The sequence below is a fragment of the Streptomyces sp. NPDC059582 genome, from assembly GCF_042735715.1.
GTDB lineage: Bacteria > Actinomycetota > Actinomycetes > Streptomycetales > Streptomycetaceae > Streptomyces.
This window is the reverse complement of record NZ_JBHWCC010000011.1, coordinates 152,499-173,390: the sequence shown is the minus strand read 5'-3', so window position 1 is coordinate 173,390 and position 20,892 is coordinate 152,499. Positions and strand designations below refer to the sequence as shown.

Sequence of the window (20,892 nt, the reverse complement as noted above, 5' to 3'; positions counted from 1 at the left end):
CCCGTGGTGTCGTGCGTATCCGCGGCGGAGTGACGATCAGGGCCGACGAGGGAGGAGCACGGGCATGCGCGACGGCGGTGTGCGGCAGGGGCCGGAGATCTGGATCCGGGGGCCGGTGAGCACCCCGCAGCAGGAGGCGGCGGAGCCCGGCCCCGTCCACGGCACCCCGCGGCGCTTCTCCTGGGTGGCCACGCACGGCGGCGCGGGCACCACCACCCTCGCCGCCGTCTACGGCGGTCAGGACTGCGGCCACGACTGGCCGGGCGCCGGTGATCCGCCGTCGGTGCTGCTCGTCGCCCGGACGCACGCGGCGGGACTCGACGCCGTTCTGCGCACGCTGGAGGTGTTCCGGCGCGGGGAGGCCCCCGTGGGGCTGGACCTCGACTCCGTCGTGCTCGTCGCGGACGCGCCGGGCCGGCTGCCACGCCCGCTCGCCCGGCGGATCGCGCTGATCGAGTCGGCCGTCGACGTCCATCGGGTGCCGTGGGTACCCGCCTGGCGCGTCGGCGACCTGAGCGGGGAGCCGCCCAGGGAAACCCGGGCGCTGATCCGGCTCATCGCGTATAGTTGCACGCGCATGTAATGCAGGCGCACGTAATCGTCGTAGGAGGCTGTTCCCGACGTCGTACGTGTGCCGTGCGTGTGCCGGGGCCGTGCTGGTGCCGGTGCCGTACGTCGTATCGCCGAAGCTGGGGGAGCCATGACTCGTCGTTTCCTGTTCGTCCTGGGCAGCAGTCGCAGCGACGGCAACACGGAGTTGTTGGCGCGCAGGGCCGCCGAACAACTGCCCGCGGACGTCGAGCAGCAGTGGGTCGGCCTCGCCGGGCTGGCGCTGCCCGACTTCGGGGACGGGCGGCACGACGCCGACCGCCCTCGCCCCTGCGCCACGGACGCCGAGACCATGCTGCTCGACGCCACGCTCGCGGCGACGGACATAGTGATCGCGTCGCCGCTGTACTGGTACTCGATGTCCGGCCTCACCAAGCGCTACCTGGACTACTGGTCCGGCTGGCTGCGCGTCCCCGGCGCCGACTTCAAGGCGACGCTGGCCGGGCGCACCCTCTGGGGCGTCACCGCGCTCGCGGACGCGGAGCCGGTGGTCGCCGACCCGCTGATCGGCGCGCTCAACAACTCGGCCGCGTACCTGAAGATGCGGTTCGGCGGGGTCCTGCTCGGCAACGGCAGCGCGCGCGGCGACGTACTGAAGGACACGGCCGCGCTGACGAGGGCGAAGACGTTCTTCGCGCAGGAGGCGCCACTCGCCCGCTTCCTGTTCGAGGACGCCTGAGCCGTCCCGGAGGCCGGGCACCGCTGCCGTCCCCCAGCCCGGCACCACCACCGTCCCGCCAGCTGCTGATGTCCCTAGCTGCTGATGTCCTTAGCTGCTGATGTCCTTCGTCGTGAAGCGAGCCCAGGCGGCGGAGCCGAACACCGCCGCGTACACGGCCTGGAGACCGAGGTTCTTCACCAGGTCGTCCCAGTAGACCGGTTCGCGCATCAGATCGGCGAAGGACAGCCAGTAGTGGGAGAAGAGGTACGGCTGGATCGCGTGGAGCTGCGGGATCTGGTCGAGGATCTGGACGGTGATCAGCAGGCCCACGGTCGTCGCCATGGCCGAGATGCCGCTGCTCGTCAGCGTCGAGACGAACAGGCCGAGCGCCGCGACACCGACCAGCGACAGGGCGACGACCAGAGCGATCAGCACCGCTCGGCCCAGGCCCTCGGCGAAGGTGATCCTGGTGCCGGAGATCGTCGTCAGGTCGCCGAGCGGGAAGAGCAGCGCCCCCACCGCCATCGCCGAGGCCGCGACCACGAGGGTGGCCACCAGGCAGAAGGCCATGGCGGTCGCGTACTTGACGAGCAGCAGACGGGTGCGGCCGGCCGGAGCCACCAGGAGGTAGCGGAGCGTTCCGGCACTGGCCTCGCCCGCGATCGCGTCGCCCGCGACGACACCGATCGCCATCGGCAGGAAGAACGGGAGCGTCGCGGCCAGCGCCGTGAACACCAGGAACAGACCGTTGTTGGTGATCTGCGAGATGAAGGCCGGCCCCCCGCCGCCCCCGCCACCGGCCGAGGACCCGTCGCCGGTCTCGATCTTCACCGCGATCCCGACCAGGACCGGTACGGCCGCCAGCACGCCCAGGAGGGCGACTGTGCGCCAGCGCCGGAAGGTCGTCACCAGCTCGCTGCGGAGCAGGCCGAAGGTCCACAACGGGCTCGGCCCGCGCGGGACTTCGGCCCCGCCGCCCACGGCGGCCGACACGGAGGCGGAGGCAGCAGCGGCCGGTTCAACCTGCGACATCGAAACCCTCCCCCGTCAGGGCCACGAACGCGTCCTCCAGCGAGGCCCGTTCGAGCCCGAAGCCACGGACCCGGACGCCGGCCGTCACCAGAGCGGCGTTCAGCTCGGCGAGGTCCCGGTCCGGTGGTTCGCCGGTCACCCGCTCGTCGCTGACGACCACGTCGCCGACGCCCTGTTCCTTCAGCACGCGGGCCGCGTCTCCCGGGTCCGGCGTGGTCACCACCAGTCTGCCGCGCGCCCCGGCGGCCAGGTCGGCGACCTCGCCCTGGACGACGAGCCGCCCCTGCGTCATCACCGCGGCATGCGTGCACACCTGCTCGATCTCGTCGAGCAGGTGCGAGGACAGGAAGACGGTCGTGCCGTCGGAGGCCAGCTCCCGTACCAGGGCCCGGATCTCCCGCATGCCCTGCGGGTCGAGGCCGTTGGTCGGCTCGTCCAGGACGAGCAGGCGGCGCGGCTGGAGAAGGGCGGCCGCCAGTCCGAGCCGCTGCTTCATGCCGAGGGAGTACGCCTTCGCCTTCTTGCCCGCGGCGGCCGTCAGTCCCACCCGGTCCAGCGCCTGCCCGACGCGGGCGCGCCGGGTGCGGGGGTCGGCCGTCGGGTCGGCGGAGTCGTATCTCAGCAGGTTGTCACGGCCGGAGAGGAAGCCGTAGAGGGCCGGGCCCTCGATCAGGGTGCCGACCTGGGGCAGCACGGCGCGGGAGGCGCGGGGCATGGGGCGCCCCAGCACCCGCGCCGTGCCCGAGGTGGGCTCGATCAGGCCCATCAGCATGCGGATGGTGGTGGTCTTGCCGGAGCCGTTCGGACCGAGGAAGCCGAAGACGCTGCCCGCCGGTACGGTCAGGTCCAGACCGTCGACGGCGAGCTGTCCGCCGCGGTAGCGCTTGGTGAGGCCGCGGGTGTCGATGACGCCGGCATCCGCGTCCTTCGGGTGCGGTTCCGTGGCGGACGGTTCGTCCATCGGCTCCCTCGATTCGTCGGGCCCGTACTCAGCGTCCGGTGTCGGCGGCCTTCACGAGCGCGTCCTTGGTGACGGCGCCGACGTACACCTTGCCGTCGTCCGTGACCAGGGCGTTGACCAGGCGGGTGGAGAAGACCGTGCCCGAGCCGAACTTGCCGCTGACCTTGTCGCCGAGCGAGCCGAGGAAGCCGCCCAGGTCGCCGTCGGCGGACTCGGAGGGCAGGCCCCCCTTGCTGCCGCTGTCGAACACGGCGACGGAGTTCCAGCCCTCGCCTATGACCTTGTGGTCCTCCAGGCCGCCGAGGCCGTCGGCTCCCTTGGAGAGGTCCTCCTCCGGCTTCCCGTTCTCCCGGCCGTGCCCGAGGTCGTCGCCCTCGGTGACCTTGGCGCCCTTGGGCGGGGTGAAGTCGAAGGTCGAGGCGGCCGGCCTGGCGAAGCTGACCTGGGTGAAGCCCGCGTCCACCACGGCGGCGCCACCGCCGGCCGGGGTCAGCGTGAACTTCAGCGGCAGCCCCGTCTTCGCGTCCACTGCCACGGTGATCGCGCCGACCGTGGTGCCGGACTGCTTCGGCGTGATGAGCAGCTTGTAGGCGTCCCGTCCGGCGACCTGCATGGTGCCGTCGACCGTCACGGACGTGGTGTCGTCGACCGACTTCAGGGCCTCGTCGGTGAGGTCCTTGGGCGTGGCCGGGACGTGGTCCTCGCCGTCCCGTCCCTTGGCGGCGCTGTCGTCCGCGGTGGAGTGGTAGACCTCGTTGGACTTGCTGTCGTAGCCCCAGACGTCCTTGCCGTCGTGGATGAGGCTGTATTCGGCGGCGTTCTCCAGCAGCGAGAGCTTCTGGCGGTCCGGGCCGTCGGCCGCGACACGCAGGGTGTGCGTGCCGGCGGCGAGTTCCGTCAGCTTGGCCGACGGATCCGCGGCCGAGCCGTCGCCGCCGGGCTGCGTGGCGCCCGAGAGCAGGCCACTCTCCAGTCCGCCGAGGTCGGGCAGCCCCAGGTCCGTAGTGATCTTCACGGTGCCGGACAGCTGCTCCACGTCCGACTTGGCGATCTTGTTGATGAGCTGTGCCGCGGTGATCTTGGGCAGGTCCGGGTCGCCGGAGGAGGCAAGCGCCGGGACGAGCCCGATGGTCGCCGCGGCCACCCCCACCACCGCGACCGGGACGACGTACCGAGCGGCCGCACGCCGCCCGCTGCGCGGCTCGCCGGCCTCCGCGGCGGTCGTGGTCGTGCCGTTCGTGCTGTCGTCGGATTCGTACGGTGCCATCGGTGCCATGTGTGCCTTACCTCCGTCGTCGGCGGCGGCTGTCCGTCTCGGCGCGTCCCGCTGATTCCACCCTGAGCCGCCATTCTCACCCGAATCGGTGAGGAGTGGAGTTTTCCGTGGTGTCCATCTGACCAAATCGGTCCCCGGTAAGCGTCAGACCGCGGGCTCAACTCCACGTACTGCTGGGGTATGACACGAGGGTGCGGCACCTCGCCCGACCCGTAGGGGTCGGGGCGGCGCCGCACTCGTTCGGTGTTCGTTCGGCGACTCTTCGAAAGGCCGGCCTTCGGTCTTCGAGAGGTCGGTCTTCGAGAGGTCGGTCTTCGAGAGGTCGGTCTTCGAGGGGTCGGTCTTCGAGGGGTCGCTCTTCGAGGGGTCGGCCTTGGAGAGGTCGGCCTTCGAGAGGTCAGTGCTGCAGGAACACGTAGTCCGCCTGGTACGGCACGCCGACGACGGTGCCCGGGGCACAGGAGCCCGCGGGGGCGACTCCGCCGACGGTGTTCAGCCGCAGGATCTCCGTGGTGCCGGCGAGCAGCCCGTGGTGCTTGCCGGACCGGGTGGCCCGGAGGTCCAGCTCGGGAATGTTGCCGTCACCGTTCGGGGTCTTGCTGATCAGCGTCCCGGTGACCGCGCTGCCGTCCCGTGCCACCCACTGCGGGGTACCGGAGTTGGGCCGCACGAACGAGTGTGCGATACGGCCGCCGAGCACGGCGCTGACGTCCCGCTGGGCGAAGGCGTGACCGCCACCCTCGGCGGGCTTGCACTCGTAGATCTGCCTGCCCTTGACGACGGACGCCTGGAAGTTGTCCAGCGCGTCACGGAAGTCGAAGGCGGCCGTGGTGACCTTGTGCAGCTGGCCACGGACGGCTCCGCCGGGGAACTCGGCGGTGTGCAGGTTGGCGTAGAACGCGCCGGGATCGGCCTTCAGCGCGCTGAGCAGCCCCGCGTCCTTGACCCTGACGGTGCCGACCACACTGTGGCCCTTGCCTTTGCCCCTGCCGCTACCGCCGTCGAGCAGCTTGCCGAAGTCGACCTTGACGCCACCGTTGACACCCTTGGCGCCCTGGTGGATGTGCAGGAGGGTCGGCCTGCCGGTACCGCGCCAGGTCACGGCCACGGACACCTTGTCGCCCTTGATCCTGATGAACTCCAGCGCGGCCCCGTCCTTGTCCCCGACGGCCGGCCCACCCGCGACGGGCACCTCACCGGCCCCCCGGAGACTCGCGGCGAGGACGGTTCCCCCGCCGAGGCTTCCACTCTGCGTGACCACACCGTCGCCGACGTGGCCCGCGTGGTCGGCACCTCGCCCCCCGGCGGCGAAAGCCGGAATGACCGCGGCCGCGACCCCACCGACGGCGGCCACCGCGACAGCGGTGACGATCAGACTCTTACGACGCTTCGAAAACGTCCCGTTCACACCCATGACGCGACTTCTCCCCGTATCCCAGCCAACGCCCCCTGCGTCAGCTTCTGGGCATGAGTACGGAGCGGATCTCAGATTGGACTCAGTCCAGGTTTGTGAGGTGGGTCACATGGGAGGGTGTACTGCGGGGCAGGGACGGGACGGAGCGGGATGACGCAGGAGCGCCCTGCCGGGCAGCCGGGACGCCGGAGTCCGGGAACGCCGGCACGCGGAGCCGGAGTCCCGGTGGGGCGCAGGGGACGGAGTCCCGCCGGGGTCCGGGGCGGAGCCCCGGAACGGGGGTCACTTCCCACCAATCGAGTCGGACGGGTGGGCGGGTGGGTGGGTGGGTGGGCAAACTCCCCTACCCCGCCCGATGCACCACCGCATCACACAACTCCACCAGCGCCCGCTTCGCTCCACACTCCCGCAACGGCGCCAACGCGGCCCGCGCATCCTCCGCATACCGCACGGTGTCCCGCCGCGCCTGCTCCAGCGCAGGATGCGCCCGCAGCGCACCCAACGCCTCCGCCAGCCGCGCGTCATCACTCAGGTCGGAGTCCAGCAGCTCGCACAGAGCGACATCCTCCGCCAGCCCCAGCCGTGCCGCCCGCTCCCGCAGCCGCAGCACCGGAAGCGTGGGGATGCCCTCGCGCAGATCCGTCCCGGGCGTCTTCCCGGACTCGTGGGAGTCCGACGCGATGTCGAGCACGTCGTCGGCCAGCTGGAAGGCGACCCCGAGCCGCTCCCCGTACTGCGTCAGCACGTCCACGACCGTCTCGTCCGCCCCGGACATCATCGCCCCGAACCGGCACGCCACCGCCACCAGCGACCCGGTCTTGCCACCCAGCACGTCGAGGTAGTGCTCGACCGGATCCCGACCGTCCTGCGGCCCCGCCGTCTCCAGGATCTGCCCGGTCACGAGCCGCTCGAACGCCTCCGCCTGCACCCGCACCGCCTCCGGCCCGAGGTCGGCCAGGATGTGCGAGGCCCGCGCGAACAGGAAGTCACCGGTGAGGACCGCGACCGAGTTGCCCCAGCGGGTGTTCGCGCTGTCCACCCCGCGCCGCACCTCGGCCTCGTCCATGACGTCGTCGTGGTACAGCGTGGCGAGGTGGGTCAGTTCCACGACCACCGCCGACGGCACGATCCCCGGCGCATGCCGGTCCCCGAACTGCGCCGCGAGCATCACGAGCAACGGCCGGAAGCGCTTCCCGCCCGCCCGCACCAGATGCTGCGCGGCCTCCGTGATGAAGGGGACCTCGCTCTTGGTGGCCTCGAGCAAGCCTTCCTCGACAGCCGCCAATCCGGCCTGGACATCGGCTTCCAGAGCCTGGTCCCGCACGCTCAGCCCGAACGGCCCGACGACGGTCACGAGGGGTCTCCTGTCTGCTGGTGTCTACTGGCGCTTACACGGTTTGTCGATAGGTCGCTGCCCTCACTCAAGTCAGCGTATCCGGTCACGTTTCGATCACCGATAGCCCCCACGGTTACAGGCCAGGCGGTACCGGATCACGCCCGGTATGTCGCCGATCGGACGACATGGGCACACCGCATCGGATTCCCGCCGGTACGACGGGAACTGTCGGCGCACCAGAAAGCAAGGATCCCCGCCCCGCGCCCCGCACCACGCCGCCCCGGGCGGACCTCGCCCAGGTCAGCACCGACACGGGACGACATCCGACCCGGCGCAACGGATCGCCGCACACCGTCACCTGACCGGCCGAAGGCACCCGCTCATCCGCGCCCGCGCGGCGCCCCCGTACGCGCAGGTGCGACACCCCAACAAAGTCGCCCCCCGACAGCGACGCCCCGGCGGCGACCACCGGAACCACCGACGCCACCGACGCCACCGGAACCATCGGAGCCACCGAAGCCACCCTCCACAGAGGACAGCGAAGGCGGAGAGGGTCGAGGCGACGGAGGGGACGGGTGCCGGCACTCCACACCCACCCCGATCAATACCGACCAAATCGGACTAATCCAAGATAAAGGGGCCACCTCAACACCGATGTCCGATTTGCCACGATTAATTAATGAATCCCTCTTGTCGGCAAATGATCCAGCCCCCCAGAGTGCGTGAATTGGGTCACTCGACCCTAGATGGGGGAATATCCACCCCCCACCCCACCGCCCTTCTGCCGCAAGCGATTTGACCCTTGGCAACCGCAAAGGATCAAGCACTCCATATGCCTCAGACCAAGGTCAATCGGTGTGAGATGTGAATTCGGTACTTGTTTCGGACATGTGCTCTCGCATACGTTCCGGGCAATCGGGCGGACGCCTAATCCTGCCGCCGCCCTTCACCACCATCGACGAACTCATTCGTACGGCAGGAGCGGGGGAACCCAGGCAAGCCGCCGGTTCGGACATCGCACCGGAACGGCTAGGGGCTAAGTCGCATCGCCGAAGGGCGCTACGACCGGGCACCTCCCCGCCCGAGCCCGACAGCTCACCTCGCAGGCGCCGGAGAGGAACCTCGACATGCTCGCTATCGGTCAGACTCGTCGCGCCCGTTTCGTCCGCACGCTCGCCGTCGCCGGCACCGGCGCCGCCGTACTCGCTCTCCCCCTCCTCGGCGCGACCTGCGCCTCCGCGGCCACCACGTCCGTGACCTCCAAGCCCGTGACCGCAGCCACGTACAACAAGAACCTCGACGGCTGGATCCGGCAGTCCCTCTCCGTCATGGCGAAGCACAAGATCCCCGGCACCTACAAGGGGATCTACCGCAACGTGATCCGCGAGTCCTCCGGCAACCCGCGCGCCATCAACCTCTGGGACTCCAACGCGGTCAAGGGCATACCGTCCAAGGGCCTGCTCCAGGTCATCGACCCCACGTTCGCCGCGTACCACGTGGCAGGCACGTCGTTCGACATCTACGACCCGGTCGCGAACATCACGGCCGCCTGCAACTACGCCGCCAAGCGGTACGGCTCGATCGACAACGTGTTCAGCGCGTACTGACCGGTCCGATCACGGAAAGAGTCTCTCGAGGACGACGGCGACCCCGTCGTCCTCGTTCGACAAGGTGATCTCGTCGGCCACCGCCTTGAGCTCGGGGTGGGCGTTGGCCATCGCCACCCCGTGGGCGGCCGAGTCGAACATGGGGATGTCGTTGGGCATGTCGCCGAAGGCGAGGGCCCGTTCGGCACCCAGGCCGAGGTGCTCGGCGGCCAGCGCCAGGCCGGTCGCCTTGGTGACACCGCACGGCTGGAGCTCGACGGTCCCCGGACCCGACATGGTGACCGTCGCCAGCGACCCCACCACGGATCGCGCTGTCGCCGCCAACTCGTCGTCGGACAGGGCGGGATGGCGCAACAGGACCTTGCTGATGGGGTCGCACCACAGGTCGTCGCGCCGTCCGACCCGCACCGCGGGCAGGGTCGGGTGGGGCATCAGATAGCCGGGTTCGATCAGCGTGAGGCCGTCGACCCCGTCCTGGTCCACCGCCGCGTACACCTGCCCGACCTCGGCCTCGATCTTGCCGAGGGCGGTCTCGGCCAGCTCCCGGTCGAGAGTGACCGACCACAGCAGCCGGTCCGCGCCGGCGTCGTACAACTGCGCGCCCTGCCCGCACACCGCGAGCCCGGTGCAGCGCAGCTCGTCGAGCAGCGGCCGCACCCTCGGGGCCGGGCGCCCGGTCACCACGAGATGCCGGGCACCGGCGTCCACCACCCGCGCCAGCGCGGCGAGGGACCGGTCGGAGAACGTGTCGTCGCCGCGCAGCAGCGTTCCGTCCAGGTCGGTGGCGATGAGTGAGAATGCGAGGGGAGCGGCCATGATCAGAGAATACGGACACCGCGCCCCCACGACTCACCCCCGTTTCAGCCCCAAGTAGTGCGCGCGGGCTCCTTGATGGTGGTGTTGACGCGGTTGAACATGTTGGTGAGCGAAATGGTCAGAGACTCCTTTCCGGCCCCTCCTCAGCCGTGCGCCGCCGCCAGGTGCTTCGCCAGCCGCGGGGACGCGAACTCCGTACCGCACACGAAGCGCATCACCGGGCCGTACGAAGCCGCCGCCGGGAGGCCGGTGAAGTACAGACCGGGCACGGACGACACATAGCCCGCGCCGAGCTTCGGAGTGCCCCGGCTCACCGCGAGCGCGGTGCGCAGCTCATGGCCGAGGAAGTCCATCGCGGCTATGTCCACCCGGTATCCGGTCGCCGCGATGACGTGGTCGGCGGACAGCTGCCGGGTGCCACCCGCGTGTGGGGCGACCGTCAGCGTCGTACGGTCGTCCGCCGCGGCCGCCCCTACTATCCGCGCGACCTCGCTGACCTGCACCTTGCCCTCGAAGCGGTCGCGCAGCCACCATGCGCCGAGCGGGCCGAGGACCCGGCGGACCAGGTAGTGGCGGGTCTGGGCCGGGAGGTAGCGATAGGGGTGCGGGTAGTAGCTGAGCGCCCACAGCGACCAGGCCCGGCCGAAGGGGGACTCGGGGCGCAGCTTCGGCTGGTCCCACGGAGGTGCGCCGAAGGCCACCCGGCCGCGGCCGCGCGAGACGACGCGCACCTGCGCGCCCGCTTCCGCCGCGAGTGCCGCCGTCTCCAGCGCGGACTGGCCGGCGCCGACGACGATGAGCTCCTTGCCGGAGAACCTGCTGAGGTCGTGGTGCTGGGAACTGTGGGAGACCCGGCCGGTGGGCGCGGGGCCGTCCGCGGCGGCCGCGGCCAGCTCCGGCGGCAGATGGGACAGACCGGACAGGCCCGTGGCCACGACGACCGCCCGGGCGGTGAACAACTCGCCCGAGTCCAGCTTCAGTTCGAATCCGGAGCCGGCCGCCCCGCCGTCGCCACCCGCTCCACCTGCTCCACCTGCTCCATCTGTTCCACCGGCCTTGCGGTCGACGGAGACGACCCTGACGCGCTCCAGCTCGGGCACCAGCTTCTGCTGGAACCACTCGCCGTAGGCGATGAAGCTCTCGGCGGGGATGATGTCCTCGTCCGTCACCAGTCGGCGTATGCCGGCCGCGTCGCAGTAGTCGACGAGGTCGTGGCCCTGCTGCGGGGCGTCGATGTTGGAGGCCACCGGCGTCGACTTCAGGAGCATGCCCGCGGGCATGTGGTCGCGCCAGCTCACCATGGGCTCGCCGAAGACGCGGACAGGGATGCCGCGCGCCCGCAGATGGGCGGCGGTCGACAGGCCGAACGGCCCGGCGCCGATGATTGCTACCGGTCGGATCACGAAGTCCCTCCCCAGGACGTCACTTCGTCACTTCGTGGTGGTGCTGCCGCCGCGGCGGTTGGTGCGCCACAGCTGGTACAGATGCTTCGCGCCCGGCCGCACGAAGCGCGCGAGCATCGTGAAGAACGGCCGCAGGTCGTCCCCTGCCAGCCAGGCCAGCTCCGTCCCGCTCGCCCGCGCCGGTGCGTGCGGCGTCGTATAGCCGCTGCGGCGGTAGGCGAGGAGAGCGGGCAGGTCGATGTTCTCCACGATGTACCGGTGGCCGGCTCGCTGTTCCCCCTCCGGAACGGTGCGGCCCGTCAGGTCCAGATGCATGGCGCGGACCACGTCCACACCCGACTCGTTCTCGAAGAGCCGGAACTGGGCGCCCATACGCGGGTTGAAGTCGAGCAGTTTGTACTGACCGTCGCGCCGGTCGAAGCGCAGGTCGAGGTCGATGATTCCGGTGAAGCCGATCTGTTTGATGAAACGTGTGGCGAGGTCCGCGAGTTCCGGGTTGTCGACGACATACGCGTTCGCCGTCATGCCCGCGTGCGGCGGCCAGGAGCGGACCTTCACACCGGTGAACATCGCCAGCGGGATCGAGTCCCGGTCGAAGTAGGCGTGCACGATCCAGTCCTCCGCCTGCTCCCGCGGCAGGTACTCCTGGAGGATCACGCCGGGGTCGCCGTGCCGCTCGCCCCAGTCGTCGGCGAGCGCGAGCAGGCCCTCCCGGGTGGCGATCCTGGTCGTGCCGTTCACAGCCGGTCGTTTGCGCCGTACGAACGCCTCACGGTTCTTGGCCACCACCGGGAAGCGGGCCTTCTCGGCGAACGCGACGATGTCGTCGTAGGACTGCGGGAAGGCCGCCGACGGGCTCGGAATGCCGTGTTCCACGCACAGTTCGTGCAGGCCCTGCTTGCTGGCCAGGTGGCGCGGCAGGCCGGGCTCGACCCGTGGGAAGAGAAAGCGCTCGGCGAGGGCGTCCTGGTGCTCGGCGATCAGGACCGCGGCCTCTTCGTCGGTCGGGACGAGGACGGCGGGCCGGCCGATGCGACGGCCGATCCGCAGGAGTCCCTCCACCAGGTACTCCGGCTCCTCGGTGCCGGTCGTCGGCCAGACGAACGCGCGCTCGAGATAGCGCGAGGCGGCGGCCGGCGTGTAACGGTCCTCGGTTATCGCATACATCGGGACGCCCAGGCGGCCCAGACTGCGGATCGCTCCGACCCCACCGTGGTGCAGCGGATAGTCGCCGAATTTCACGATCAGACCCGGCACATCACGATCGGCCTCGAAAGGCATGCTGCTGGTGCTCCCGGCCACGGGTCCCCCCACGTGTCCCCCCTACGGACCGGACCCACCCCGTCCGTGTCCCCCAAAGGACGCTAAGCCGGAATTGGCGCCTCCCACAACCCCAAAACGGACATTGCAAACTCTTTAGACACTGCCCAAGACAGGCAACTCAGCCGTAACGTGTGCCGCGGTCGCATGGAACACACCATGTGGCACGACCAAACGGAACGCACCGCACGCATCCGAGAGTGAGGCAGCACCCATGCCCCCCTTCGACGTCCCCGAGGGCGATCCCTTCGGGCCGCACAACCTTCCGTACGGCGTCTTCTCCCCCGCGGGTCCGGACTCCGACGAGCGCAGGGTCGGTGTCCGCCTCGGCGACCACGTCCTCGACGCGGGGGCCGCGGCCCTCGCACTCGGCTCCCCGTACGCCTCCGTGCTCGCCCGGCCGACCCTGAACCCGCTGCTGGCGGCGGGCCGCACGGTGTGGTCGGACGTGCGACGCGCACTGACCGGGTGGGTCACGGTGCCGGCCCACCAGCGGGCCGTCGAGCCCTTCTTCCACCCGCTGTCGTCGGTGACCCTGCACCTGCCCTTCGAGGTCGCCGACTACGTCGACTTCTACGCCTCCGAGAACCACGCCCGCAATGTCGGGCAGATCTTCCGCCCGGACGCGGTGGACTCCCTGACCCCGAACTGGAAGCACCTGCCCATCGGTTACCACGGGCGGTCCGGGACGGTCGTGGTGTCGGGCACGGACGTCGTACGTCCGTCGGGCCAGCGCAAGGCCCCCAGCGACGAGGCACCGGTCTTCGGCCCGTCGGTCCGGCTGGACATCGAGGCCGAGGTCGGCTTCGTGGTGGGAGCGCCGTCGCAGCAGGGCCGGCCGGTGGCGCTCGGCGACTTCACGGACCACGTCTTCGGCCTGTGCCTGCTCAACGACTGGTCCGCCCGCGACATCCAGGCCTGGGAGTACGTCCCGCTCGGTCCCTTCCTCGGCAAGTCCTTCGCCACCTCGGTGTCGGCGTGGATCACACCGCTGGACGCGCTGGACGCCGCCCGGGTGGCGCCGCCGGCGCGCACACACGCGCTGCTGCCGTATCTGGACGACACGGACGAGGAGCCCGGCGGCTACGACCTGCGCATCTCCGTCGCGATCAACGGCCAGGTCGTGTCCGAGCCGCCCTTCTCCACCATGTACTGGACCGCCGCCCAGCAACTCGCCCACATGACCGTGAACGGCGCCTCGCTGCGCACGGGCGACCTGTACGGGTCGGGCACGGTCAGCGGTGCGCACGAGCGTGAACGCGGCTCCCTGCTGGAACTGACCTGGAACGGCCGCGACCCGCTCGAACTGCCCGACGGCAAGCGGGCCTTCCTGGAGGACGGCGACGTGGTCACCATGACGGCCTGGGCTCCCGGACCGGACGGACTGCGGGTGGGGCTCGGGGAAGTGACGGGACGCGTGGTGCCGCGGGACTGACCGACGGAGGTCCGGAGCGCGGGTCCTGAGCGGTCCGGGGCGCAAGGTCCGGAGCGCAAGGTCCGGAGCACGGAGTCCGGAGCACGGAGTCCGGAGCACGGAGTCCGGAGCACGGAGTCCGGAGCACGGAGTCCGGAGCACGGAGTCCGGAGCACGGAGTCCGGAGCGCGGAGTCCGGAGCACGGAGTCCGGAGCGCGGGTCGTGGGCCGCGAGGCACGTAGGTGCCGGCGGGCGGCCCGGCCGAGCCGGGGAGTCCTGGCCGTCCCCGGGGCCAGTCGCCCAAGGACCCTGACTCCGGCCTCCGGCGCCCTCATACTGGCGGTGGGCGGACGACACGCATGCCGGGTCCGCCTCCGCACCGCCCGACCGCACCCCCGTTCCACTCGCATCCACTCGCACCCCCTGACAACCACCCCCTCCGATCAGGATCCGGAGCCCGTGGCATGACCCTCTGCCTGCTCCTGCTGAGCCTCGTCGCCCTGGTGGCCGCCGTGCCGGTTCCGCGCGCGCTGACCCGGGCGGTGTGGCCCGAGCGGGAACCCGTGGTCGCGCTGTGGGTGTGGCAGTGCCTGGTCGCCACCGTGCTGCTGTGCTGTCTCACGGCCCTCGTGCTGAGTGCCGCCGCCGTCTTCCACACCGTCCGCGTCCAGGTCTTCGCCCCCGCGCCGCGCGCCGTGACCGAGGCGTACGACCTCTCGGCCACACCGCCTTGGGCGACGGCCCTGACCCTGCTGCTCGCCTGCGGTGCCGCCTGGACCACGGCGATGCTCGCCCGCGAACTCGTCGAGGCCCGGCGCCGCCGTTGCCTGACCCGCGCCCATCTGCGCGAACGCGCCCCCGACCTGCCGGCCGGCCTTCCCGCCGCCCGGGGGCCGTTGCTGGTGCTGGAGGACGAGTACCCCGACGCCTCGTGGCTGCCCGGCCACCCGCCCCAGCTGGTCGTCACCACCGGCGCCCTGCACCGTCTCACCGCGCGCCAGCTCGACGCCGTCCTCACCCACGAACGGGACCACGCCCGCGCCCACCACGACTGGCTGCTGCATCTGTCCACGGCACTGGCCACCGGCTTCCCCCGCATCCCCCTCTTCGCCCACTTCTGCGACCAGACCCACCGGCTGGTGGAGCTCGCCGCCGACGACACGGCGTCCCGCCGCTGCGGCCACCTGACCACCGCGCTGGCCCTCATCGAGCTGAACCAGCACCGCGGAGTGCTCTCCTGCGCCTCCAGCCACCGTCTCCTGGGCGAGCGGGTCGACCGTCTGCTCGAACCGCCCCCACGCCTGGGCCGTCGGGACCGGGCCCTCACGACGACGGTGGCGGCACTGGTCCCGCTCCTCCCGCTGCTGATCACGTTCGCACCCGGGCTGACCGCGCTCGGCTGACCCGACAGCCGCTCGTCGAGCCCACGACTCGCCGTCTCGCCGGGCGGCCGTCGCCATTCACCGGGCGGCCCCCGATCGACGAGCCGACCCCGGATCGCCGGCCGCGCCCCCACCGCCGAGCTACGTTCCGTCGCCGAGCCCCAGCCCGTCACCGAGACACATCCCGTCGCCCAGCTACATCCAGTCGTCGGGCTCCGGCTCGGCGTCCATCTCGGGCCAGTCGTCCGCACCCGGATCGGCGTGGGCCGCCGTGGTCGGTTCCGCCTGGGGCGTCCCGCCCAGGCCGGCCAGCACCGCGACGACACCTTCGCCGTAGGTGGCCAGCTTCTTCTCGCCGACCCCGCTGATTCCGCCGAGCTGGGCCACGCTCGTGGGCCAGGCCGTGGCGATCTCGCGGAGCGTGGCGTCGTGGAAGATGACGTACGCCGGGACACCCTGTTCGCGGGCCTGTTCCGCACGCCAGGCGCGCAGGGCCTCGAAAGCGGGCAGCAGTTCCTCGGGCAGTTCGATCGCGGCGGCCTTGGCCTTGCGCTCGCCCCGGCCGGAGGAGGCGGTGCGCTCGGTCACCGGCTTCTTCGGTTCCTTACGCAGCGGCACCTCCCGCTCGCGTCGCAGCACCGAACCGCTGTCCTCGGTCAGCACCAGCGTGCCGTAGTCCCCTTCGACCGCGAGCAGCCCCTGCGCCAGCAGCTGCCGTACGGCACCACGCCACTCGCCCTCGGTCAGCTCCTCGCCGATGCCGAACACGGACAGCTGGTCGTGGTCGAACTGGATCACCTTGGCCGTGCGCCGTCCCATCAGGATGTCGACGATCTGCACGGCGCCGAACTTCTGTCCGCGCTCCCGCTGGAGCCGCACCACGGTCGACAGCACCTTCTGGGCCGCGACGGTGCCGTCCCAGGTCTCCGGCGGGACGAGGCAGGTGTCGCAGTTGCCGCAGCCCGCAGGGTCCGGGTCCTGACCGAAGTAGGCGAGGAGCTGTCCGCGGCGGCACTGGGCGGTCTCGCACAGCGCGAGCATCGAGTCCAGGTGCGCGGCGGCCCTGCGGCGGAACGCCTCGTCGCCCTCACCGGACTGGATCAGCTTGCGCTGCTGGATGACGTCGTTGAGTCCGTACGCCATCCAGGCTGTCGAAGGGAGTCCGTCGCGGCCGGCGCGGCCCGTCTCCTGGTAGTAGCCCTCGACCGACTTGGGCAGGTCGAGGTGGGCGACGAACCGCACGTCCGGCTTGTCGATACCCATGCCGAAGGCGATGGTCGCCACCACGACCAGCCCGTCCTCCCGCAGGAACCGCGACTGATGCGCCGCACGCGTGCCCGCGTCCAGCCCGGCGTGGTACGGCACCGCCTCGACACCGTTGCGGGACAGGAACTCCGCTGTCTTGTCGACCGAGTTGCGCGAGAGGCAGTACACGATGCCGGCGTCACCCGCGTGCTCCTCGCGCAGGAAGCTCAGCAGCTGCTTCTTGGGGTCGGCCTTGGGCACGATCCGGTACTGGATGTTGGGCCGGTCGAAGCTGGCCTCGAAGTGCCGGGCCGTCGGCATGTTCAGCCGCTGGGTGATCTCCTGGTGCGTCGCGCGCGTGGCCGTCGCCGTGAGCGCGATCCGCGGCACGTCCGGCCAGCGCTCGCCGAGCAGGGAGAGCGCCAGATAGTCGGGGCGGAAGTCGTGCCCCCACTGGGACACACAGTGCGCCTCGTCGATCGCGAAGGCCGCGATCTTGCCGCGGGAGAGCAGGTCCAGCGTGGAGTCGAGGCGCAGTCGCTCCGGCGCCAGGTACAGCATGTCGAGTTCACCGGCGAGGAACTCGGCCTCGACCGTCCGCCGCTCGTCGAAGCCCTGCGTGGAGTTCATGAACCCCGCGCGCACCCCGAGAGCCCGCAGCGCGTCCACCTGGTCCTGCATCAGCGCGATGAGCGGGGAGACGACGATGCCTGTGCCGGGTCTGACCAGGGACGGGATCTGGTAGCACAGCGACTTGCCGCCGCCGGTCGGCATGAGGACGACAGCGTCCCCGCCCGCGATCACGTGCTCGATGACCGCTTCCTGCTCGCCGCGGAAGGCCCCGTATCCGAAGACCCGGTGCAGCGTGGCCAGCGCCTCGCTGTCCGTCATGTCTGGCATCTCCCTGATCCCACCCGTCCCGCCCATCGTCCTGTCCCCCGCACGTCGTCCCTCGACCACTGCCTCCACGATAGGGGTCCGCACCGACAGCGCCGGAGTTATCCACAGGCTCGCCCCGTCTTCCTCGCTGACGTTCGGCCGTCCTTCCTCGCTCTCCCTCGCTCTTCCGCGCTCCCCCTCGCCGACCTTCGGTCGTCGATCGAACGGCTTCCGTCGTCCGAGCACGCGCGAGGGCCCCGGTCCCCCTCGTGGGTACCGGGGCCCGACGCAGGAGCGCCGCGGGTCAGCGCACGAACACCCCCGCCTGGTTCGCCAGGTCCAGGAAGTACTGCGGGGCGACGCCCAGCACCAGCGTCACCGCCACCCCCACCCCGATCGCGGTCATCGTCAGCGCCGACGGCACGGCGACGGTCGGGCCGTCCGGCCGCGGCTCGCTGAAGAACATCAGGACGATCACCCGGATGTAGAAGAACGCCGCGATCGCCGACGAGATCACACCGACCACGACCAGCGGGGCCGCTCCGCCCTCCGCCGCGGCCTTGAACACGGCGAACTTCCCGGCGAACCCGGAGGTCAGCGGGATGCCCGCGAAGGCCAGCAGGAACACCGCGAACACGGCCGCCACCAGCGGAGACCTGCGGCCGAGCCCGGCCCACTTGGACAGGTGCGTCGCCTCGCCGCCGGCGTCCCGTACGAGAGTGACGACCGCGAACGCGCCGATCGTCACGAACGAGTAGGCGCCCAGGTAGAAGAGCACCGAGGACACGCCGTCCGGCGTGGTCGCGATGACACCGGCGAGGATGAATCCGGCGTGCGCGATCGACGAGTACGCCAGCAGTCGCTTGATGTCGGTCTGGGTGATCGCGACGATCGCGCCGCCCAGCATCGTGATGATCGCAACGCCCCACATGACCGGCCGCCAGTCCCAGCGCAGGCCGGGCAGGATGACGTACAGCACCCGCAGCAGCGCGCCGAAGGCCGCCACCTTGGTCGCCGCCGCCATGAACCCGGTGACCGGAGTCGGCGCGCCCTGGTACACGTCCGGCGTCCACATGTGGAACGGGACGGCGCCCACCTTGAACAGCAGGCCCATGACCAGGAGCGCGGTGCCGACGAGCAGCAGCGCGTCGTTGCCCATGGTGCCGGCGAGCGCCGGATCGACGTTCGTGATCGTGCCGTCGACGACCTGCGAGATGGTCGCGTACGACACCGAGCCGGCGTAGCCGTACAGCAGGGCGATGCCGAAGAGCGTGAACGCGGAGGCGAAGGCGCCGAGCAGGAAGTACTTGACCGCGGCCTCCTGCGACATGAGCCGCTTGCGGCGGGCCAGCGCGCACAGCAGGTACAGCGGCAGCGAGAAGACCTCCAGGGCCACGAACAGCGTCAGCAGGTCGTTGGCCGAGGGGAAGACCAGCATGCCGGCGATCGCGAAGAGCAGCAGCGGGAAGACCTCGGTGGTGGTGAAACCGGCCCTCACGGCCGCCTTCTCACTGTCGCTGCCCGGCACGGACGCGGCCTGCGCCGCGAACGAGTCGACCCGGTTGCCGTGCGCCTGCGGGTCCAGGCGCCGCTCGGCGAAGGTGAAGAGGCCGACCAGACCGGTCAGCAGGATCGTGCCCTGAAGGAACAGGGACGGCCCGTCGACCGCGATCGCGCCCATCGCCGCGATGTGCGCCTTGGTGGTGCCGTAGCCGTTGGCCGCGAGCGCGACCACGGCCGCGAAGGCGGCGATGAGCGCGACCACGGACACGAACAGTTGTGCGTAGTAACGGGACTTGCGTGGCACGAACGCCTCGACCAGCACCCCGATGATCGCGGCACCCACGATGATCAGGGTGGGTGACAGCTGCCCGTACTCGATCTTCGGCGCACCGATCTTCGCGATCGGGTCGGCCGCGGTTGACGCGGTTGTCCACAGGCTGTGGACGGCTGTTGCGCTCACTTGGCCGCCTCCACCTCGGGCTGGGGGTCCTTCTTCTGTACGTCGGACATGGTCTGCTTGACCGCCGGGTTGACGATGTCCGTGAGGGGCTTCGGGTAGACGCCCAGGAAGATCAGCAGAACGATCAGCGGGGCGACGACCACGAGCTCGCGGACCCTGAGGTCCGGCATCCCCTCGACCTCCGCCTTCACCGGGCCCGTCATCGTCCGCTGGTAGAGGACGAGGGTGTAGAGCGCGGCGAGGACGATGCCGAAGGTGGCGATGATGCCGATCACCGGATAGCGCGCGAACGTCCCGACGAGCACCAGGAACTCACTGACGAAGGGCGCCAGACCCGGCAGGGAGAGCGTCGCCAGGCCGCCGATCAGGAAGGTTCCGGCGAGTACCGGAGCGACCTTCTGCACCCCGCCGTAGTCGGCGATGAGCCGGGAGCCGCGCCGGGAGATCAGGAAGCCGGCGACCAGCATCAGCGCCGCCGTCGAGATCCCGTGGTTGACCATGTAGAGCGTCGCGCCGGACTGGCCCTGGCTCGTCATCGCGAAGATGCCCATGATGATGAACCCGAAGTGCGAGATCGACGCGTACGCCACCAGCCGCTTGATGTCGCGCTGCCCGACCGCGAGCAGCGCCCCGTAGACGATGCTGATCAGCGCCAGTACGAGGATGGCGGGCGTCGCCCACTTCGAGGCCTCCGGGAACAGCTGGAGGCAGAAGCGCAGCATCGCGAAGGTGCCCACCTTGTCGACGACCGCCGTGATGAGGACGGCGACCGGGGCGGTGGCCTCCCCCATCGCGTTGGGCAGCCAGGTGTGCAGCGGCCACAGCGGGGCCTTCACCGCGAAGGCGAAGAAGAAGCCCAGGAACAGCCAGCGTTCGGTGCTGGTCGCCATGTGCAACGAGCCGTCCGCGCGGGCCTGCGCGATCTCCTGAAGGCTGAAGTTTCCGGCGACCACGTAGAGGCCGATCACCGCGGCCAGCATGATCAGACCGCCGACCAGGTTGTAGAGGAGGAACTTCACCGCCGCGTACGAGCGCTGCGTCGACGCCGTCTCCTCCCCGTGCTGGTGGGCACGGTCCCCGAAGCCGCCGATGAGGAAGTACATCGGGATGAGCATGGCCTCGAAGAAGATGTAGAAGAGGAAGACGTCGGTGGCCTCGAAGGAGATGATCACCATCGCCTCGACGGCCAGGATCAGGGCGAAGAAGCCCTGCGTCGGACGCCAGCGGCGGCTTCCGGTCTCCAGCGGGTCGGCGTCGTGCCAGCCCGCGAGGATGATGAACGGGATCAGCAGGGCGGTCAGCGCGAGCAGCGCCACCCCGATGCCGTCCACGCCCAGTTCGTACCTGACGCCGAAGTCCTTGATCCAGGCGTGGGACTCGGTGAGCTGGTAGCGGTCGCCGCCCGGGTCGAACCGGACCAGGACGACGATCGCCAGTGCGAGCGTGGCGAGCGAGACGAGCAGCGCCAGTGCCTTGGCGGCGTTGCGCCGGGCGGCCGGTACGGCGGCCGTGGCCACCGCCCCGACGGCCGGGAGCGCCGCCGTCACTGTCAGCAGAGGAAAGGACATCGGTA

The 20,892-nt window shown here is 70.6% G+C and carries 16 protein-coding genes and 1 riboswitch; of the genes, 5 read left to right on the top strand and 11 right to left on the bottom strand.

Annotated elements, in window-relative coordinates; all coding sequences use genetic code 11:
• Window positions 1–64 precede the first annotated feature (64 nt).
• Both ACFV0T_RS13280 and ACFV0T_RS13275 read left to right on the top strand, forming a co-directional pair.
• Window positions 65–583, top strand: coding sequence for a DUF6668 family protein (locus tag ACFV0T_RS13280; RefSeq protein ID WP_385777758.1), 519 nt, complete (start codon window positions 65–67; stop codon window positions 581–583).
• Between the two features lie 117 nt (window positions 584–700).
• Complete coding sequence (locus ACFV0T_RS13275) at window positions 701–1,288, top strand: flavodoxin family protein (protein ID WP_385777755.1); 588 nt, start codon at window positions 701–703, stop codon at window positions 1,286–1,288.
• Between the two features lie 90 nt (window positions 1,289–1,378).
• Here the strand turns inward: ACFV0T_RS13275 and ACFV0T_RS13270 are convergent, their stop codons facing one another.
• From ACFV0T_RS13270 to ACFV0T_RS13250, 5 genes are all read right to left on the bottom strand, one after another.
• Entirely contained in the window at window positions 1,379–2,302 is a 924-nt protein-coding gene (locus ACFV0T_RS13270) for an ABC transporter permease (protein ID WP_385777752.1), read from the bottom strand.
• Window positions 2,289–3,263: an ABC transporter ATP-binding protein gene (locus tag ACFV0T_RS13265; RefSeq protein WP_385777748.1), complete on the bottom strand. Its 975-nt coding sequence runs from the start codon at window positions 3,261–3,263 to the stop codon at window positions 2,289–2,291. Before ACFV0T_RS13265 ends, ACFV0T_RS13270 begins: the two co-directional genes overlap by 14 nt.
• Before the next feature lie 28 nt (window positions 3,264–3,291).
• Entirely contained in the window at window positions 3,292–4,530 is a 1,239-nt protein-coding gene (locus ACFV0T_RS13260) for an outer membrane lipoprotein carrier protein LolA (protein ID WP_385777792.1), read from the bottom strand.
• Window positions 4,531–4,936: 406 nt separating this feature from the next.
• On the bottom strand, window positions 4,937–5,953 hold the full coding sequence (locus ACFV0T_RS13255) for a CHRD domain-containing protein (RefSeq protein WP_385777745.1): 1,017 nt from the start codon (window positions 5,951–5,953) through the stop codon (window positions 4,937–4,939).
• A 343-nt stretch (window positions 5,954–6,296) separates the two neighbouring features.
• Window positions 6,297–7,307: a polyprenyl synthetase family protein gene (locus ACFV0T_RS13250; RefSeq protein ID WP_385777742.1), complete on the bottom strand. Its 1,011-nt coding sequence runs from the start codon at window positions 7,305–7,307 to the stop codon at window positions 6,297–6,299.
• A 928-nt stretch (window positions 7,308–8,235) separates the two neighbouring features.
• Window positions 8,236–8,413, top strand: a riboswitch (cyclic di-AMP (ydaO/yuaA leader).
• 3 nt (window positions 8,414–8,416) lie between these two features.
• Here ACFV0T_RS13250 and ACFV0T_RS13245 point away from each other — a divergent pair.
• Window positions 8,417–8,896, top strand: a complete 480-nt coding sequence (locus ACFV0T_RS13245) for a transglycosylase SLT domain-containing protein (RefSeq protein ID WP_385777739.1) — start codon at window positions 8,417–8,419, stop codon at window positions 8,894–8,896.
• A 9-nt stretch (window positions 8,897–8,905) separates the two neighbouring features.
• Here ACFV0T_RS13245 and ACFV0T_RS13240 read toward each other — a convergent pair whose 3' ends face one another.
• The 3 genes from ACFV0T_RS13240 to ACFV0T_RS13230 form a co-directional block, all read right to left on the bottom strand.
• Entirely contained in the window at window positions 8,906–9,712 is an 807-nt protein-coding gene (locus ACFV0T_RS13240; RefSeq protein WP_385777736.1) for an HAD family hydrolase, read from the bottom strand.
• Window positions 9,713–9,855: 143 nt separating this feature from the next.
• Window positions 9,856–11,115, bottom strand: coding sequence for an FAD-dependent oxidoreductase (locus ACFV0T_RS13235; RefSeq protein WP_385777733.1), 1,260 nt, complete (start codon window positions 11,113–11,115; stop codon window positions 9,856–9,858).
• A 27-nt stretch (window positions 11,116–11,142) separates the two neighbouring features.
• Window positions 11,143–12,396 (bottom strand): ATP-grasp domain-containing protein, encoded by a 1,254-nt coding sequence (locus ACFV0T_RS13230; RefSeq protein ID WP_385777730.1) that lies wholly within the window; start codon window positions 12,394–12,396, stop codon window positions 11,143–11,145.
• Window positions 12,397–12,649: 253 nt separating this feature from the next.
• Between ACFV0T_RS13230 and fahA the strand changes: the two genes are divergently transcribed.
• Complete coding sequence (fahA, locus tag ACFV0T_RS13225) at window positions 12,650–13,870, top strand: fumarylacetoacetase (RefSeq protein ID WP_385777727.1); 1,221 nt, start codon at window positions 12,650–12,652, stop codon at window positions 13,868–13,870.
• A gap of 444 nt (window positions 13,871–14,314) precedes the next feature.
• Window positions 14,315–15,253: a M56 family metallopeptidase gene (locus ACFV0T_RS13220; protein WP_385777724.1), complete on the top strand. Its 939-nt coding sequence runs from the start codon at window positions 14,315–14,317 to the stop codon at window positions 15,251–15,253.
• Between the two features lie 174 nt (window positions 15,254–15,427).
• Here the strand turns inward: ACFV0T_RS13220 and recQ are convergent, their stop codons facing one another.
• The 3 genes from recQ to ACFV0T_RS13205 form a co-directional block, all read right to left on the bottom strand.
• A complete protein-coding gene (recQ, locus tag ACFV0T_RS13215; protein ID WP_385777721.1) occupies window positions 15,428–17,404 on the bottom strand; it encodes a DNA helicase RecQ in 1,977 nt (658 codons plus the stop codon).
• 256 nt (window positions 17,405–17,660) lie between these two features.
• The gene (gene nuoN / locus ACFV0T_RS13210; protein WP_385777718.1) at window positions 17,661–19,319 is read right to left on the bottom strand and encodes an NADH-quinone oxidoreductase subunit NuoN; all 1,659 of its coding nucleotides are present in this window, start codon (window positions 19,317–19,319) and stop codon (window positions 17,661–17,663) included.
• A complete protein-coding gene (locus ACFV0T_RS13205) occupies window positions 19,316–20,887 on the bottom strand; it encodes an NADH-quinone oxidoreductase subunit M (protein ID WP_385777715.1) in 1,572 nt (523 codons plus the stop codon). The genes nuoN and ACFV0T_RS13205 overlap by 4 nt, the downstream gene beginning before the upstream one ends.
• Between the last annotated feature and the right edge of the window lie 5 nt (window positions 20,888–20,892).

Bases quoted from the DNA above. Each gene is read 5' to 3' on its own strand.
- ACFV0T_RS13245 (WP_385777739.1), top strand. From the start codon at position 8,417: ATGCTCGCTATCGGTCAGACTCGTCGCGCCCGTTTCGTCCGCACGCTC.
- ACFV0T_RS13220 (WP_385777724.1), top strand. From the start codon at position 14,315: ATGACCCTCTGCCTGCTCCTGCTGAGCCTCGTCGCCCTGGTGGCCGCC.
- ACFV0T_RS13280 (WP_385777758.1), top strand. From the start codon at position 65: ATGCGCGACGGCGGTGTGCGGCAGGGGCCGGAGATCTGGATCCGGGGG.
- ACFV0T_RS13270 (WP_385777752.1), bottom strand. From the start codon at position 2,302: ATGTCGCAGGTTGAACCGGCCGCTGCTGCCTCCGCCTCCGTGTCGGCC.
- ACFV0T_RS13260 (WP_385777792.1), bottom strand. From the start codon at position 4,530: ATGGCACCGTACGAATCCGACGACAGCACGAACGGCACGACCACGACC.
- fahA (WP_385777727.1), top strand. From the start codon at position 12,650: ATGCCCCCCTTCGACGTCCCCGAGGGCGATCCCTTCGGGCCGCACAAC.
- ACFV0T_RS13265 (WP_385777748.1), bottom strand. From the start codon at position 3,263: ATGGACGAACCGTCCGCCACGGAACCGCACCCGAAGGACGCGGATGCC.
- ACFV0T_RS13205 (WP_385777715.1), bottom strand. From the start codon at position 20,887: ATGTCCTTTCCTCTGCTGACAGTGACGGCGGCGCTCCCGGCCGTCGGG.
- ACFV0T_RS13275 (WP_385777755.1), top strand. From the start codon at position 701: ATGACTCGTCGTTTCCTGTTCGTCCTGGGCAGCAGTCGCAGCGACGGC.
- recQ (WP_385777721.1), bottom strand. From the start codon at position 17,404: ATGGGCGGGACGGGTGGGATCAGGGAGATGCCAGACATGACGGACAGC.
- ACFV0T_RS13240 (WP_385777736.1), bottom strand. From the start codon at position 9,712: ATGGCCGCTCCCCTCGCATTCTCACTCATCGCCACCGACCTGGACGGA.
- ACFV0T_RS13255 (WP_385777745.1), bottom strand. From the start codon at position 5,953: ATGGGTGTGAACGGGACGTTTTCGAAGCGTCGTAAGAGTCTGATCGTC.
- ACFV0T_RS13230 (WP_385777730.1), bottom strand. From the start codon at position 12,396: ATGCCTTTCGAGGCCGATCGTGATGTGCCGGGTCTGATCGTGAAATTC.